The sequence below is a fragment of the Amycolatopsis sp. WQ 127309 genome, assembly GCF_023023025.1.
In the GTDB taxonomy this organism is placed as follows: Bacteria; Actinomycetota; Actinomycetes; order Mycobacteriales; family Pseudonocardiaceae; genus Amycolatopsis.
Genome location: NZ_CP095481.1, coordinates 8,046,802 through 8,063,432, shown reverse-complemented (window position 1 = coordinate 8,063,432; position 16,631 = coordinate 8,046,802). Strand labels below are relative to the sequence as shown.

Annotated in this window: 1 protein-coding gene (running past one end of the window); it reads right to left on the bottom strand. The window is 74.7% G+C overall.

Features of this window, described 5'->3' with window-relative positions:
• On the bottom strand, window positions 1–16,631 hold the 5' portion of the coding sequence (locus MUY22_RS36290) for a type I polyketide synthase (protein ID WP_247051686.1). It extends 10,516 nt beyond the left edge of the window; the window shows 16,631 of its 27,147 coding nt (coding positions 1–16,631); it begins with the start codon at window positions 16,629–16,631; its stop codon lies off the left edge, out of view.

Sequence of the window (16,631 nt, the reverse complement as noted above, 5' to 3'; positions counted from 1 at the left end):
GGAGCGGGCTCCGGCCAGTACCGGGCACGTTGGAAGGCGTAGGTGGGCAGGTCGATCCGGCGGGCACCGGTGCCGGCGTAGAAGGCGGCCCAGTCGGGGCGGACGCCGTGCGCGTGCAGCTCGCCGAGCAGCGCCGCGACGGTCTCCCCCTCCGGCCGGTCGCGCCGCAGCACGGGCCGCACGGCGACGCCGGTGTCGGTGACGGTCTCGCCGACCATCGCCGACAGCACGCCGTCGGGCCCGAGTTCGACGTAGGCGGTGACGCCGGCGTCGTGCAGCGCGGTGATGGTGTCGCCGAAGCGGACGGCCTCGCGGGCGTGGCGCACCCAGTAGTCCGGAGTGGACACCAGGTCGGCGTCGCCGAAGCCGCCGGTGATGCCGGAGACGAGCGACAGGTCCGGCGCCGAATAGGTCAGCCCGGCGACGGCCGCGCGGAACTCGTCCAGCATCGGGTCCATCGCCGCCGAGTGGAAGGCGTGAGACACCGTGAGCCGGCGGGTCTTCGGGAACTGCTCGGCGAATGCGAGCACGGCGTCCTCGGGACCGGCGACGACGGTCGCGCGCGGCCCGTTGACCGCCGCGATGTCGATGCCCTCGGGCAGCAGCGCTCGCACGTCCGCCTCGGACTCGCGGATTGCGACCATGGCACCGCCGGACGGCAGCGCCTGCATCAGGCGGCCGCGGGCGAGCACCAGCGTGGCGGCGTCGGCCAGGGAGAACACCCCGGCGACGTGCGCCGCGGCGATCTCGCCGACCGAGTGGCCGGCGACGTGGTCGGGCCGCACGCCCCACGACTCCAGGAGCCGGAACAGCGCGACCTCGATCGCGAACAACGCGGGCTGGGCGTAGCGGGTTTCGTCCAGCAGCGCGGCTTCCGGCGTGCCCGGCTCGGCGAACAGCAGGCCGTGCAGCGGGCGCTCGAGCCCGGCGTCCAGGTGGGAGACGACCTCGTCGAGGGCTTCGGCGAAGACGGGGAACCGCTCGGCCAGCTCGCGCCCGGCGCCCGGGCGCTGGCTGCCTTGCCCGGTGAACAGGAACGCGGTGCCGGGGCCGCCGGTGGTGCCGCGCAGCACGCTCGCCGCGGGCTGGTCGGCGGCGACGGCGGCGAGCCCGTCGAGGACGTCGTCGTGTGTGGCGGCCAGGACGACCGCGCGGTGGCTCAGGTCGGCCCGGGCCGTCGCGAGCGAGAAGCCGAGGTCGGCGAGCGCGGGTTCGGGCTGGTCGGTCAGCCAGGTGCGCAGCCGCGCCGCCTGGGCGAGCAGCGCTTCCGGCGTCCGGGCCGACACGACCAGCGGAACGGTCCCGATCGTCTTCGGCTCGGCCTCGGCTTCCGGGACTTCGACGCCGGGAGCCTGTTCCAGCACGGTGTGGACGTTGGTGCCGCTCAGGCCGAACGACGAGACGGCGGCACGGCGCGGCGCACCGGTCTCGGGCCAGTCGGTCTGCTCGTCGAGGAGCGCGATCGTCCCGCTGGACCAGTCGATGTGCGACGACGGCGTCCCGGCGTGGAGTGTCTTCGGCAGCACGCCGTGGCGCATCGCCATGACCATCTTGAGGACACCGGCGATACCGGACGCCATCTGGGTGTGGCCGATGTTGGACTTCACCGAGCCGAGCAGCAGCGGTCGTTCGCGCTCGCGGCCGTAGGTGGCCTGCAGCGCTTGGACCTCGATCGGGTCGCCGAGCGCGGTGCCGGTGCCGTGACCTTCGATGACGTCGACGTCCGAAGCGGCCAGTCCGGAGTTGGCCAGCGCCTGCTTGATCACGCGCTGCTGGGACGGCCCGTTCGGCGCGGTCATGCCGTTGGACGCGCCGTCGGAGTTCATCGCCGAGCCGCGGACGACGGCCAGGATCTCGTGGCCGTTGCGCTGCGCGTCGGAGAGCCGTTCGACGAGGACCAGGCCGATGCCCTCGGCGAGGCTCATGCCGTCGGCCTCGTCGGAGTAGGCCTTGCAGCGGCCGTCGGGTGCCATCGCGCGCTGGCGGCTGAAGCCGATCCACGGCGCGGGTGTCGCCATCACGGTGACGCCACCGGCCAGGGCCATCGTGCTTTCGCCGTTGCGCAGGGACTGGCAGGCCAGGTGCAGCGCGACGAGGGACGACGAGCACGCCGTGTCGAGCGTGACGGCCGGGCCTTCCAGGCCGAACAGGTAAGCGACCCGTCCGGACAGGACACTCGACACCGAGCCGGTGATCATGTGGCCCTCGGAGCCCTCGGCCGCGTTCATGACGGTCGAGCCGTAGTCCTGGTAGCTGGAGCCGATGAAGACGCCCGTGCGGCTGCCCCGCACGGTCGCCGGGTCGACGCCGGCGCGTTCGAGGGCTTCCCACGAGACTTCCAGCAGGAGCCGCTGCTGCGGGTCCATCGACAGCGCCTCGCGCGGCGAGATGCCGAAGAAGCCGGCGTCGAAGTCCGCGGCGCCTTCGAGGAAGCCACCGAGCGTCGAGTAGGTCTTGCCGCTGCGGTCCGGGTCGGGGTCGTACAGCCCGGCCGCGTCCCAGCCGCGGTCGGCCGGGAACGACGAGATCGCGTCCCCGCCGCCGAGCACGAGGTCCCACAACGCTTCCGGCGACGCGACGCCGCCGGGGAACCGGCAGCTCATGCCGACGATGGCGATGGGCTCGTCGACCATCGCCCGCGTGACAACGGTTTCGGTGGTGTCCGATCCGTCCAGAGTGGACAGGATGAACCCGGCCAGCGCGTCGGCGTTCGGGTAGTCGAACACGACGGTGCTGGGCAGGCTCAGCCCGGTCACGACCTCGAGGCGGTTGCGCAGGTCGACGGCGGTGAGCGAGTCGAAGCCGAGGTCGCGGAAGGCACGGTCGGCCTCGACGGCGTCGCCACCGGCGTGGCCGAGCACGGTCGCGGCTTCGGCGCGGACGAGGTCGACGACGAGCCGGCGGCCGGCCGCGGCGGGCAGGGCGCGGACCCGGCCGGCGAACGCCGCGACGTCGGCCGTCTCCGGGGCGGCCTCGGCGAGCTTGCGGACCGCGGGCAGCTCGGCGAACAGCGGGCTGGGCCGCACCGACGTGAAGACCGGGTAGTACCGCTCCCAGTCGAGGTCGGCGATCATCAGCGACGTCTCGTCGTCCTCGAGGGCGCGCTTCAGCCCGGCGAGCGCGAGACGCGGTTCCATGAACTGCAGGCCGCTGCGCAGGATCCGGCCCGGGTCGACCCGGCCCAGCTCGCGGTCGTCGGCCCAGATGCCCCAGGCGATCGTCGTCGCCGGGACCCCGCGGGCGCGCCGCTGCTCGGCGAGCGCGCCGAGGTAGGCGTTGGCCGCGGAGTAGGCGCCGTGGTCACCACTGCCCCAGACGCCGGCGGTCGAGGAGTACATCACGAAGTGCTCGAGTTCGCCCTCGTCGAGCAGGTCGTCGAGGACGGCGTCGAGGTTGGCCGCGCCGGTGACCTTGGCGTCGAGGACCTCGGCGAAGGCGGTGGGGTTCGTGCCGGTCAGCGGCGCGAGCGCGATGTGCGCGGCGGTGTGCACCACGGTGGTGATGCGGCGGCCTTCGCCCTTGAGCCGGGTGATGAGCGCGGCGACGGCGTCGCGATCGGTGACGTCGAGAGCGACCACTTCGGCCGACGCGAGTTCGGCCTGGAGAGCCTCGGCACCCGGCGCGTCGAGGCCACGACGGCCGGTCAGCACGACGTGCTCGACGCCCTCACCGGCGAGCCAGCGGGCGAGGTGCGGACCGAGGGTGCCGGTACCGCCGGTGACGATGGCGGTGCCGTGGGCGCGCCAGGTCCGTTCGGGACGACGCCCGGCCACGGGAGCGGGCACGATCCGGCGCGCGAACACACCGGACGCCCGGACGGCGAGCTGGTCTTCATCGCCGGACCCGGCCAGCACCGCGGCAAGCCGCCGGGCGGCCGCGGCGTCGAGGGTTTCGGGCAGGTCGATCAGCCCGGCCCAGCGGCCGGGGTGTTCGAGGGCGGCGGACCAGCCGAGACCGTGCACCTGCGCCTGAGCGGGGTCGCGGACGGGATCGGCGGGCCCGGTGGAGACGGCCCCCCGGGTCAGCGCCCAGATCGGGATGGCGGGGTCCGTCTCGGCGACGGCTTGGACGAGCGAGAGGGTCCGCAGCAAGCCGCGGTCGAGGCCCGGGTGGTCGGTCGGAGTGTGATCGGAGGCGAGCAGCGAGACGATCCCGGTCACGCCGTCGGTGTCCCCGAGCGCGGTCGTCAACGCCTCGCGATCGGAGTCGCCGGCGAGGACGATCGGACGTACCTCGGCGCCTTGGCTGCGCAGGGCGGTGGCGACCTCGCCATCCGCGTCGTCGCCGAGGACCAGCCAGGTGCCGGACAGAGTGCCGCCTGCCGGGCGGGACGGGCGCCAGGCGACGCGGTAGCGCCAGGCGTCCACAGTGGACTCCTCGTCGCGGCGGGCGTGCCAGGCCGACAGGGACGGCAGCAGGTCGTCGAGCGCTCCCCGCTGGTGCTCGTCCAGGTCCAGCAGGCGGGTCAGCTCACCCGTGTCGGCGCGGCCGACCGCCTGCCACAGCTCGTCGTCGGCCGGGGCGCCCGCCATCGCCGTTGCGGCTTCTTCGATGGCCCAGTAGTGCTCGTGCTGGAACGCGTACGTGGGCAGGTCGGCGCGGCGGCCGCCGGTCAGGGTGTCCGCCCAGTCGACCGCCACCCCGCGGGTGTGCGCCTCGGCCAGGGACTTCAGGAACCGGTCGGACCCGCCGTCGTCGCGGCGCAGGGTGCCCAGCGCCGCGACCGGCACGCCGGCCGCCTCGGCCAGCTCGCCGATGGCCATGCTGAACACCGGGTGCGGGCTCGACTCGACGAACACCGGGTGGCCGTCGGCGACCGCCGCGGACAGCGCGGCGCCGAACTCGACGGTCCCCCGCAGGTTGCGGCACCAGTAGTCGCCGGTCAGCTCGGTGGGCTCGACGAGCCCGCCGGTCACCGTCGAGTAGAACCGGACGCCGGTCTCGCGCGGGGCCACCGGCGCCAGCAGCTCGGCGAGCTCGCCGGCGATCTCGTCCACCTGCGGCGAATGCGCGGCGAAGTCGACGCCGTCCAGCCGCCAGCGCATCATGCCCGCCTTGGCGAGCCGCCGTTCCAGCACGGCCAGCGCGTCCGGGTCGCCGGACACGGTGACCGAACGCGGGCCGTTGACCGCCGCGACGGCGATCCGGTCGGCCAGCTCGGCGATCAGCTCGCGGACGTCGTCCGCGGCCGCGACGACCGACAGCATCGCCCCGCGGCCGGAGAGCCGCTCGGCGATCAGCCGCGACCGCAGCGCCACGATCCGCGCGCCGTCCTGCAGCGTCAAGGCGCCGGCGACACACGCCGCGGCGATTTCGCCCTGGGAGTGCCCGATCACGGCGACCGGCTCGACGCCGTGCGCGCTCCACAGGCTCGCCAGCGACACCATCACGGCCCACAGCACCGGCTGGATCACGTCGACCCGGGCCAGGGCTTCGTCGTCGCGCAGGACATCCGGCAGCGACCAGTCGGTGAACTCCGCGAGCGCGGCGGCGCACTCGGCCATCCGGCCGGCGAACACCGGCGACGACGCCAGCAGCTCGCGGGCCATGCCCGGCCACTGCGAGTCCTGGCCGGGGAAGACGAACACGGGTGCGGCGGTGCGCTTGGCGACCCCGCGCACGAGCGCGGCGTCGGCGGCGTTCCCGGCCAGTGCGGCGAGGCCGCGGCGCAGGTCCAGCGGGTCTTCGCCGACGACGACCGCGCGCTGCTCGAACACCGACCGTGTCCCGGAAAGGGACCAGCCGACGTCGACCGGCCGCGTCGCGGGGTGCTCGTCGAGGTGGTGCAGCAGCCGCAAGGCCTGGGCCTGCAGGGCGGGCGCGGTGCGCGCGGACAGCGGCCAGACGACCGGTCCGGACGCGGCTTCGGGCTCGGCCGGGACGTCTTCCGGCGCCGGGGCTTCGATGATCGCGTGGGCGTTGGTGCCGCTGATGCCGAACGACGAGACGCCGGCCCGGCGGGGACGTCCGGTCTCGGGCCACTCCGCCTGCTCGTGCAGCAGCTGGACGGCGCCGGCCGACCAGTCGATCTTCGTGGACGGCTGGTCGACGTGCAGGGTGCGCGGCAGCACGCCGTGGCGCATGGCGTGCACCATCTTGATCAGGCTGGCCACGCCGGCGGCGGACTGCGTGTGCCCGATGTTGGACTTCACCGAGCCGATCAGCAGCGGCCGCTCGCGGTCGCGGCCGTAGGTCGCCTGCAGCGCCTGGACCTCGATCGGGTCGCCGAGCGCGGTGCCGGTGCCGTGCGCGTCGAGCGCGTCGACCTCGGCCGCGGCGAGCCCGGCGTTGGCCAGGGCCTGGCGGATGACGCGCTGCTGCGACGGGCCGTTCGGGGCGGTGAGGCCGTTGGACGCGCCGTCGGAGTTGACCGCGGTGCCGCGCACGACGGCGAGGACCTGGTGGCCGTGGCGGCGGGCGTCGGACAGCCGTTCCAGCACGAGAATGCCGACACCTTCGGCGAGGCTCATGCCGTCACCGGCTTCGGAGAACGCCTTGCAGCGGCCGTCGGCGGCGAGCGCGCGCTGGCGGCTGAACGCGACGAACGGGTCGGGCGACGCCATGATCGTGGCCCCGCCGGCCAGGGCGAGGGAGCTTTCCCCGGCGCGCAGCGACTGGCACGCGAGGTGCAGCGCGACGATCGACGACGAACACGCCGTGTCGACGGTGACCGACGGGCCCTCGAAGCCGAACAGGTACGACAACCGTCCGGAAAGGACACTCGGGATGGTGCCGGTGACGAGGTGGCCCTCGGAACCTTCGCCGGTCGAGGTGCCGTAGTCCTGGAAGCTGGAGCCGATGAAGACGCCGGTCCGGCTCCCCCGCACCGATGCGGGGTCGACGCCGGCGCGTTCCAGGGCCTCCCAGGAAACTTCGAGCAGGAACCGCTGCTGCGGGTCCATGGACATGGCTTCACGCGGCGAGATCCCGAAGAACCCGGCGTCGAACTCGGCGGCGTCCTCCAGGAACCCGCCGAGCGTCGAGTACGTCTTGCCGCCGCGGTCCGGGTCCGGGTCGAACAGGCCCGCGATGTCCCAGCCGCGGTCGGCGGGGAACGACGAGATCGCGTCGACTCCGCCCACGACGACGTTCCAGAGGTCTTCCGGCGAGCCGACGCCGCCCGGGAAGCGGCAGCCCATGCCGACGATGGCGATGGGCTCGTCCACGGCACCCGGCGTGACGACGACGTCGCCGACGGCCGGGCCGTCGATCTCCTCGCGCAGGAACGCGACGAGCGCGAGCGGGGTCGGGTAGTCGAAGACCAGCGTCGCGGGCAGGGACAGACCGGTGGCGTCGACCAGACGACGGCGGAACTCGACGGCGGTCAGCGAGTCGAAGCCGAGGTCGCGGAACGCACGGTCCTCGTCGATGGCGTCGGCCGTCACGTGGCCCAGCACTTCGGCGGCTTCGACGCGCACCAGGTCCAGCAGCGCGCGGTCGCGTTCGGTCTCGGACATCCCGGCGAAGCGCGCGGCGAAGGCGGTCACGGCGGTGGCCGCGACGGGCTCGGGCTTGCTCTCGACGAGTTCGTCGAACAGCCGGCTGGCGCGGGTGGCGGTGAAGACCGGCAGGAACGTGTCCCAGGTGATGTCGGCGACGACGACGGCCGTGTCGTCGCGCAGCAGCGCGCGTTCCAGCTCGGCGAGCGCGGGCGCGGTCGGCAGGAACCCGAGGCCGCGACGGCTCAGCTGGCCGGCGACGTGCTCGTCGGTGGCCATGCCTTCCTCGGCCCAGGCGCCCCAGGCGATGGACGTCGCCTTGCGGCCGCGGGCCCGGCGGGCCTCGGCGAGCGCGTCGAGGTAGGCGTTGCCGGCGGCGTAGGCGGCCTGGCCGCCACTGCCCCAGACGCCGGCGACGGACCCGAAGAGCAGGAAGAAGTCGAGGTCGTGCCCGGCGAGGAGGACGTCGAGGTGCGCGGCGCCGTCGGTCTTGGCGGCCATGACGCGGGTGTACTCGGCGAAGTCGGCGCCGTGGATCGGGTCCATCGCCTGCGCGATGCCCGCGGTGTGCACGACCCCGGTGAGCTGCAGGCCGTCGAGGAGCTGCTCGACGGCGGCGCGATCGGCGATGTCACAGGCGGCGATCGTCACCCGGGCGCCGGCCTCGGTGAGTTCGGCCTCGAGTTCGGTCGCGCCAGGCGCATCCGGGCCGCGACGGCTGACGAGCACCAGGTGCTCGGCCCCGGCGGCGGCGAGCCACCGCGCGACGGACGCGCCGAGCGCACCGGTGCCGCCGGTGACGAGCACGGTCCCGGAAGCGCGGAAGCGTCCGGTGGGCTCGGCGGGCAGGTACCGCCCGACCCGGCGGCCGAAGGCCCCCTGGGCCCGGATGGCGACCTGGTCTTCCCCACCGGATCCGGCGAGGACGGAGGCGAGCCGTCGCCCGGCGGCGGGGTCGAGGGTGGCGGGCAGGTCGATCAGCCCGCCCCACAGCGCGGGCAGTTCGAGCGCGGCGGTCCGCCCCAGCCCCCACACCCGCGCGGCGACGGGATCGGGCGCCCCTTCCCCCGCGGTGACAACGGCACCGGAGGTGAGGGTCCACAGGCGGAGGCCGAGGTCGGCGTCGCCAAGGGCCTGAACGAGGGTGAGCAGATCCCGCAGCCCGGCATCCCCGGGGGCGGGCAGGTGCAGGACACCGTCAACCGGCCCGGTCGCAGCCAGCGCCGCGGCCAGCTGCGCGCGGTCGGCCAAGTCCGTGAATGCCACATCGAGGGACGTAGTGTCCGTGGATGTGGCATTCACGGACTTCGGGGCCTCGGCGGCGTCGAGAGCCGAGAGTGCGATGCGCTTGATCGTGGCGCCGTGGGTGGTCAGCGCTGTGGCGATCTCCGCGCCTTCGTCGGCGGTCGACGTCACCAGCAGCCAGGTTCCGGGCAAAGAAGGGTTTTCCGCGGTGCGGAACGGGTGCCACTCCGTGCGGTAGCGCCAGGACTTCGCCTTCTCCTCCGCCGCACGGCGGTCGCGCCAGCCCGACAGGGCCGGGAGCAGCGTGGTCAACGACTCCTGCTGGTCGTCGCCGAGGTCGAGCAGGCCGGCCAGCTCCGTCGGGTCGCCGCGGCCGATCGCCTCCCACAGGGGGCCGTCCGCGGTGGCGGCCACGGACCGCGCCGGGGTGGCGGCAGCCCAGTAGTGCTCGCGCTGGAACGGGTACGTCGGCAGCTCGACCGGCGCGCCCGCGCGGCCGAGGTAGGCCGGCCAGTCCACCGTGCAGCCGCGCGTGTGCAGCACCGCCAGGGCCGTGACGGCGGACTCCACCTCCGGGCGGTCCTTGCGCAGCAACGGGATCGCGCCCGGCTGGTCGATCATGGCCGACAGCACCGCGCCCGGCCCGAGTTCCAGGAACGTGGCGGCGTCCGAACGCGAGATCGTCTCGGCGAACCGGACCGTCGCGCGCACGTGCTCGACCCAGTACCCCGGCGACCGGACGTCGCCCTGGGCGACGAACGTCAGCGACGGCTCGGCGAAGTCCAGCCCCCGCACGACCTCGCCGAACTCCGCCAGCATCGGGTCCATCAGGTGCGAGTGGAACGCGTGCGACACCTGCAGCCGCTTCGTCCGCTCGAAGCGCGCGGCGACGCCCAGCACGGCGTCCTCGACGCCCGAGAGCACCACCGAGTCCGGGCCGTTGATCGCCGCGATGTCGACGCCGTCGGTCAGGCCTGCGCGAACGTCCTCTTCGGACGCCTGCACCGACACCATCGCCCCGCCGGCGGGCAGGGCCTGCATGAGCCGGGCCCGTGCGGACACCAGCGTGCACGCGTCGTCCAGCGACAGCACGCCCGAGACGTGCGCCGCCGCGATCTCGCCGATCGAGTGCCCGGCCACCAGGTCCGGGCGGACGCCCCACGACTCCAGCAACCGGAACGCGGCCACGCCGAAGGCGAACAACGCGGGTTGCGCGGTCCCGGTCCGCTCCAGCGCGGCCGGGTCGTCGCCCCACACCACGTCCCGCAGGCCCGGCTCGCACCGGTCGAGGACGTCGGTGAAGACGTCGGCGAACACGGGGAACCGCGCCGCCAGCTCACGCCCCATGCCCAGGCGCTGGGCACCCTGACCGGGGAAGACGAACGCGAGCCCACCGGTCGCGGTGGTACCGGTGACCAGCCCGGGCGCCGAGTTCCCGGCGGCGAGCGCGGCCAGCGACGACGAGACGTCGTCGCCGAGCACCACGGCCCGGTGCTCGAACGCGGTGCGCGTGGTCGCCAGGGACCACGCGAGGTCCAGCCGCCCGGCGTCGATCGACGCCAGGTTCGCGGCCTGCTCACGCAGCCCACCGGCGGTCCGGGCGGACAGCAGCAGCGGCGCGGCCACGGCGTCCACGGGGGTCACGACCGGCGAGGCTTCGACGAGAGGAGCCGCTTCGAGGACGACGTGCGCGTTGGTCCCGCTGATGCCGAACGACGACACCGCGCCACGCCGGGCGCGCCCGGTCTCCGGCCACGGCGACGCCTCGGCGAGCAGCGAGACCGCGCCCGCGCTCCAGTCCACATGGGACGACGGTGCGGCCGCGTGCAGCGACTGCGGCACCGTGCCGTGCCGCATCGCCATGATCAGCTTGATCACGCCGGCGACACCCGCGGCGGCCTGCGTGTGCCCGATGTTGGACTTCACCGAACCGAGCAAAAGCGGGGTTTCCCGGTCCTGGCCGTAGGTCGCGAGCAGCGCCTGCGCCTCGATCGGGTCGCCCAGCGTCGTGCCGGTGCCGTGGCCCTCGACGACGTCGACGTCCGAAGTGGACAGTCCGGCGCCGGCCAGCGCGGCGCGGATCACGCGCTGCTGCGACGGGCCGTTCGGCGCGGTGAGACCGTTGGACGCGCCGTCCTGGTTGACGGCCGAGCCGCGGACCAGGCCGAGCACGCGGTGGCCGTGACGGCGGGCGTCCGAGAGGCGTTCGAGCACGAGCACGCCCGCGCCTTCGGACCAGCCGACGCCGTCGGCTTCGTCCGAATAGGACTTGCAGCGGCCGTCGGGCGACAGGCCGCGCTGGCGGGAGAACTCGACGAACGAGTTCGGGGTGGACATCACGGTGACGCCGCCGGCCAGGGCCAGCGTGCAGTCGCCGGACCGCAGGGCCTGCATCGCCCAGTGCATCGCCACGAGCGACGACGAACAGGCCGTGTCGATGGTGACGGCCGGGCCTTCGAGGCCGAGCGAGTAGGCGACCCGGCCGGACACGACGCTCGACGCCGTGCCGCTGCCCTGGAAGCCTTCGAAGTCGCCGCCGGCCATGACGAGGCCGTAGTCGTTGTACATCACGCCGGCGAACACACCGGTGGAGCTGCCGCGCAGACGTCGCGGGTCGATCCCGGCGCGCTCGATCGCCTCCCACGAGACTTCGAGCAGCAGCCGCTGCTGGGGGTCGATGGCTTCGGCTTCGCGCGGGCTCATCCCGAAGAACGCCGGGTCGAACTCGCCGGCGTTGTGCAGGAAGCCGCCTTCGCGGGTGTAGGAGGTGCCCTTGTGGTCGGGGTCCGGGTCGTACAGCGCGCCCAGGTCCCAGCCGCGGTTGACCGGGAACGTCGACGTCGTGTCGCGGCCCTCGGCCACCGCCGCCCACAGGTCTTCCGGCGAGGCGATCCCGCCCGGGAAGCGGCAGCTCATGCCGACGATGGCGATCGGGTCGTCGTCGGCCGCGACGGTCCGGGTGACGACCGGGCCGCGAGCGTCGTCGCCCAGCAGCTCGGCCAGGATGTGCGCGGCCAGCGCGGCCGGTGTCGGGTGGTCGAACGCCGTCGTGGCGGGCAGGCGCAGGCCGGTCGCGGCGTCCAGGCGGTTGCGCAGCTCGACCGCGGTGAGCGAGTCGAAACCGAGTTCGGAGAACGAGCGCTCCGGGTCGACGGCCGCGGCCCCGGCGTGCCCGAGCACCCCGGCGACCTCACGGCGGACCAGGTCGGCGACCCGCGCCGCGCGGGCGGCGTCGTCCAATGTGGACAGCTGGTGCGCCAGCCGGCCGGCCCCGCCCGCGGTCCGCACGGCCCGGCGGCTGCCGCCGACGAGCGACCGCAGCACGGCGGGCGGCTCGGGCCGGGCGCTCAGCACCGGCAGGTCGAAGCGGACCGGGACGACGACGGGCTCGTCGGCCGCGAGAGCGGCGTCGAACAGCGCGACGCCCTCGGCCTCGGTGAGCGCGGGGATGCCCATCCGGGCGAAGCGGCGCAGGGTGCCGTCGCCGGCCATCCCGGCTTCGCCGGCCCACGGCCCCCACGCGAGGGACACCGCGGGCAGCCCGGCGTCGCGGCGCACCTGGGCGAGCGTGTCGAGGAAGGCGTTGCCGGCGGCGTAGTTGGCCTGCCCGGCGGCGCCGAGCGTGCCGGCCAGGGAGGAGAACAGGACGAACGCCGTCAGGTCGTGGTCGCGGGTCAGCTCGTGCAGGTTCCAGGCCGCGTCGGCCTTGGGCGCCAGCACGGTGGCGAGCTTCGCCGCGTCGAGGGTGCCGAGCAGGCCGTCGTCGAGGACGCCGGCCGCGTGCACGACGGCGGCCAGCGGATGGGCCGCCGGGATGTCGCCCAGCAGCGCGGCCAGCGCGGCGCGGTCGCTCGCGTCGCAGGCGACGACGCTGACGTCGGCGCCCTGACCGGCCAGCTCGGTGAGGAGGTCGTCGGGCGCGATGCCGCGGCGGCTCGCCAGAACCAGGTGCCGGACGCCGTGCTCGCGCACGAGGTGCCGGGCGATGATCCGGCCCAGTCCCCCGGTGCCGCCGGTGATCAGGACGGTGCCGCCGGCGTCCCAGCCGCGCGGCTCGGCGGGCACGGCCCGCACCAGCCGGGGCACGAGCACGCGCCCGGCGCGGATCAGGGCACGCGGCTCGCCGGTCGACAGCGCGGTCGTGACGGCCTCGGCGGACGCCGGCTGCTCGTCGGTTTCGATCAGGACGAACCGGCCGGGGTGTTCCTGCTGGGCGGCCAGGACGAGCCCGCGCACGGTCGCCGCGGCGGACACCCCGGCCGGGATGACCAGGGCCAGCCGCCGGTCGTCGGCCGCTTCGACGCGCGCCTGCAGCAGGCCGAGCGCGTGCGCGGCGAGGTCGCGTGCCGCCGCCGGGGTCTCCCCCGCCGGGACGTCGAGGGGAACGACGTCGGCGTCGGCCGGGTCGGTGATCCCGGTGACCGGCTCGGTCCAGTCGACCCGGTACAGGCCACCGCCGGTGCCGGCGGCGAAGGATTCGGCGGCGATCGGCCGCACGGACAGTCCGCCGGCCACCGCGACCAAGTCGCCCTCGGGCGTCGACAGGACCAGGGACAGCGAGTCGTCACCGGTCTTGCGCAGCTCGGCCCGCAGCACCGTCGCGCCGACCGCGCGCACGGCGACGTCCCGCCAGGAGAACGGCAGGCCGCCGTCACCGGCGAGGAACGCCGTGGCGTGCAGGGCCGCGTCGAACAGCGCGGGGTGCAGGTCGAACGTCTCGGCGTCGACGTCGTCGGGCAGCGCGACCTCGGCGAAGACGTCGTCGCCGCGACGCCAGGCGGCACGCAGGCCGCGGAACGCCGGGCCGTACTCCCGGCCGTCGTCGATGCCGTCGTAGAACCCGGCCAGCTCGACGGGGGTGGCGTCCGCGGGCGGCCAGACGGCCTCCGGGATCACGATTTCCCGGGTGACGGCGGTCAACCGGCCGACCGCGTGGGACGTCCAGTTGCCGCTGACTTCCCCGTCCGGGCGCGAGTGGACGGCCACCGCGCGGCGGCCGTCGTCGTCCGGGGCGCCGACCCACACCTGCACGACGACGCGCTCGTCCGCGCCCAGCACCAGCGGCCGGGTGAGGGTCAGCTCTTCGACGTCCGGGCAGCCGGTCTCGGCGCCGGCCCGGACGGCCAGCTCCAGCAGTGCCGTGCCGGGCACGACGACCGCGCCGCCGACGCGGTGGTCGGCCAGCCAGGCGTGCGTGCCGGCCGACAGCCGGCCGGTCAGCAGCAGGCCGCGGGCGTCGGCGACCTCGACGGCGGTGCCGAGCAGCGGGTGGTCGACGCTGCGCAGGCCCGCGGACCGCAGGTCGCCGCGGCCGCGGCCGGTGTCACGCGGCCAGAACCGCAGGCGCTGGAAGGCGTAGGTGGGCAGCTCGGTCCACGCGGCGCCGGTCCCGGCGAAGAACGCGGTCCAGTCGATGGCGACGCCGTCGCCGTGCAGCCGGGCGAGCGCCTCGGCGGCGGAGGTGTGCTCGTCACGGTCCTTGCGCAGCACCGCCACGGCGAGCGCGTCCGGGACGTCGACCAGCGGCGTCAGCGCGGCTTCCGGCCCGACCTCGACGAACCGGGTGGCCCCGGCGTCGGCGAGGCGCGCGAGGACGTCGCCGAAGCGGACGGTCTCGCGGACGTGCCGCACCCAGTACTCCGGGTCGGTCACCTCACCGGCGACGACGAGCGCACGCGCGGGCTCGGCGAAGCTCAGCCCGGCGACGACTTCGCGGAACGCGGGCAGCATCGGGTCCATCAGGTGCGAGTGGAACGCGTGGGACGCGCGCAGCCGCGTCGTCCGCTCGAAGCGGGAAGCGACGGCCAGTACGGCGTCTTCGGTACCGGACAAGACAACTGCGCGAGGCCCGTTGACGGCGGCGATACCCACGCCGTCGACCAGCTCGGCGCGGACTTCGTCCTCGGTGGCCCGGACGGCGACCATCGCGCCGCCGGCGGGCAGGTCCCGCATCAGCCGGGCGCGCGCGGACACCAGCGCACAGGCGTCGTCGAGGGACAGCACGCCCGCGCAGTGGGCGGCGGCGATCTCGCCCGCCGAGTGCCCGGCGAGCAGGTCGGCGCGGACCCCCCACGACTCCAGCAGGCGGAAGAGCGCGACCTCGACGGCGAAGATCGCCGGCTGCGCCCAGCCGGTGTCGGCGAGCGTGTCGGCAGCGTCGGCACCGGTGCCCCAGACGACGTCCCGGAGTCCGGGCTCGAGCCGGTCCAGGACCTCGTCGAAGGCGGCGGCGAACGCCGGGTGCGCGGCGTACAGCTCACGGCCCATACCCAGGTGCTGCGAACCCTGGCCGGTGAACAGGAACGCGGTCTTGGCCCGCGCCCGCGGCGAGCCGACGACCCCGGACTCCCCCGTGGCGAGCGCACGCAAGGCGTCCCCCACGGCGGCGCGGTCGGCGCCGACGACGGCAGCGCGACGCTCGAACGGCGTCCGCGCGGTGGCCAGGGAGAACGCGACGTCGGCGAGCGGCGCGTCGCCGTCCGCCAGCTGCCGCGCAAGACGTCCGGCCTGCTCGCGCAGTGCCTCGTCGGTCTTGCCGGAAATCAGGAAAGGCACCGGCCGCTCGGCGACCTCACGCGGCTCGGCGTCCTCGGCCGGGGCCTGCTCGATGATCGCGTGCGCGTTGGTGCCGCTGAGCCCGAACGACGACACACCCGCGCGGCGGGGCTCGCCGGTCTCCGGCCATTCGGTGGCCTCGGTGACCAGGTCGACCCGGCCCGCGCGCCAGTCCACATGGGACGACGGGGCGTCGACGTGCAGGGTGGGCGGGACGACGCCGTGGCGCATGGCCAGGACCATCTTGATCACGCCGGCCACGCCGGCGGCGGCCTGGGTGTGGCTGATGTTGGACTTGATCGACCCGAGCAGCAGCGCGCGTTCGCGGTCCTGCCCGTAGGTCGCCATCAAGGCCTGGGCCTCGACGGGGTCCCCCAGCCGGGTGCCGGTGCCGTGCGCCTCGACGACGTCGACCTGGCTCGGCGTGAGCCGGGAGCTCTTCAGGGCCTCCCGGATCACCCGCTGCTGGGAGGGGCCGTTGGGGGCGGTCAGACCGTTGGTGGCGCCGTCCTGGTTGACGGCGCTGCCGCGGACCACCGCGAGCACGGGGTGGCCGTTGCGCCGGGCGTCCGACAGGCGTTCGAGCACGAGCACACCCGAGCCCTCGGCCCAGCCGGTGCCGGCGGCCGAGTCCGCGAACGAGTGGCAGCGGCCGTCCGGGGACAGCCCGCCCTGGCGGCTGAACTCGACGAACGTGGTCGGGGCGGACATCACCGTCACACCGCCCGCGACGGCGAGCGTCGACTCCCCCGACCGCAGCGACTGCGCGGCCAGGTGCAGCGCGACGAGCGACGACGAGCAGGCGGTGTCGACCGTGACGGCCGGGCCGACCAGGCCCAGCACGTAGGAAAGGCGGCCGGACAGGACGCTGTTCGTGTTGCCGGTCAGCAGGAAACCCTCGGACGGCCCGGCGGCCCCGGTCAGGTACTCCTGGGCCATCGCGCCGACGAACACGCCGGTCCGGGTGCCCTTGAGCGACGACGGCGCGATGCCGGCGCGCTCGATCGCCTCCCACGTCGTCTCGAGCAGGATCCGTTGCTGCGGGTCCATTTCCGCCGCTTCACGCGGCGAGATGCCGAAGAACCCGGCGTCGAACTCGGCCGCGTCGAGCAGGAACCCGCCGGACATCGCCGCCTCGCCGCCGGCCTCGGCGAGCGCGCCGAGGTCCCAGCCGCGGTCGGCGGGCAGCCCGGTGACGCCGTCGCGCCCGGAGCCGACCAGCTCCCAGAGGTCTTCGGGGCCGGCGACCCCGCCGGGATAGCGGCAGCTCATCCCGACGATCGCGATCGGTTCGACCGCGCGGGTCTCCAGCTCCTCCAGCCTCTGCTGGGTGCGCACGAGGTCCGCGCTGGCCCGCTTGAGGTAGCTCCGGAGCTTCTGTTCGTTGTCCAT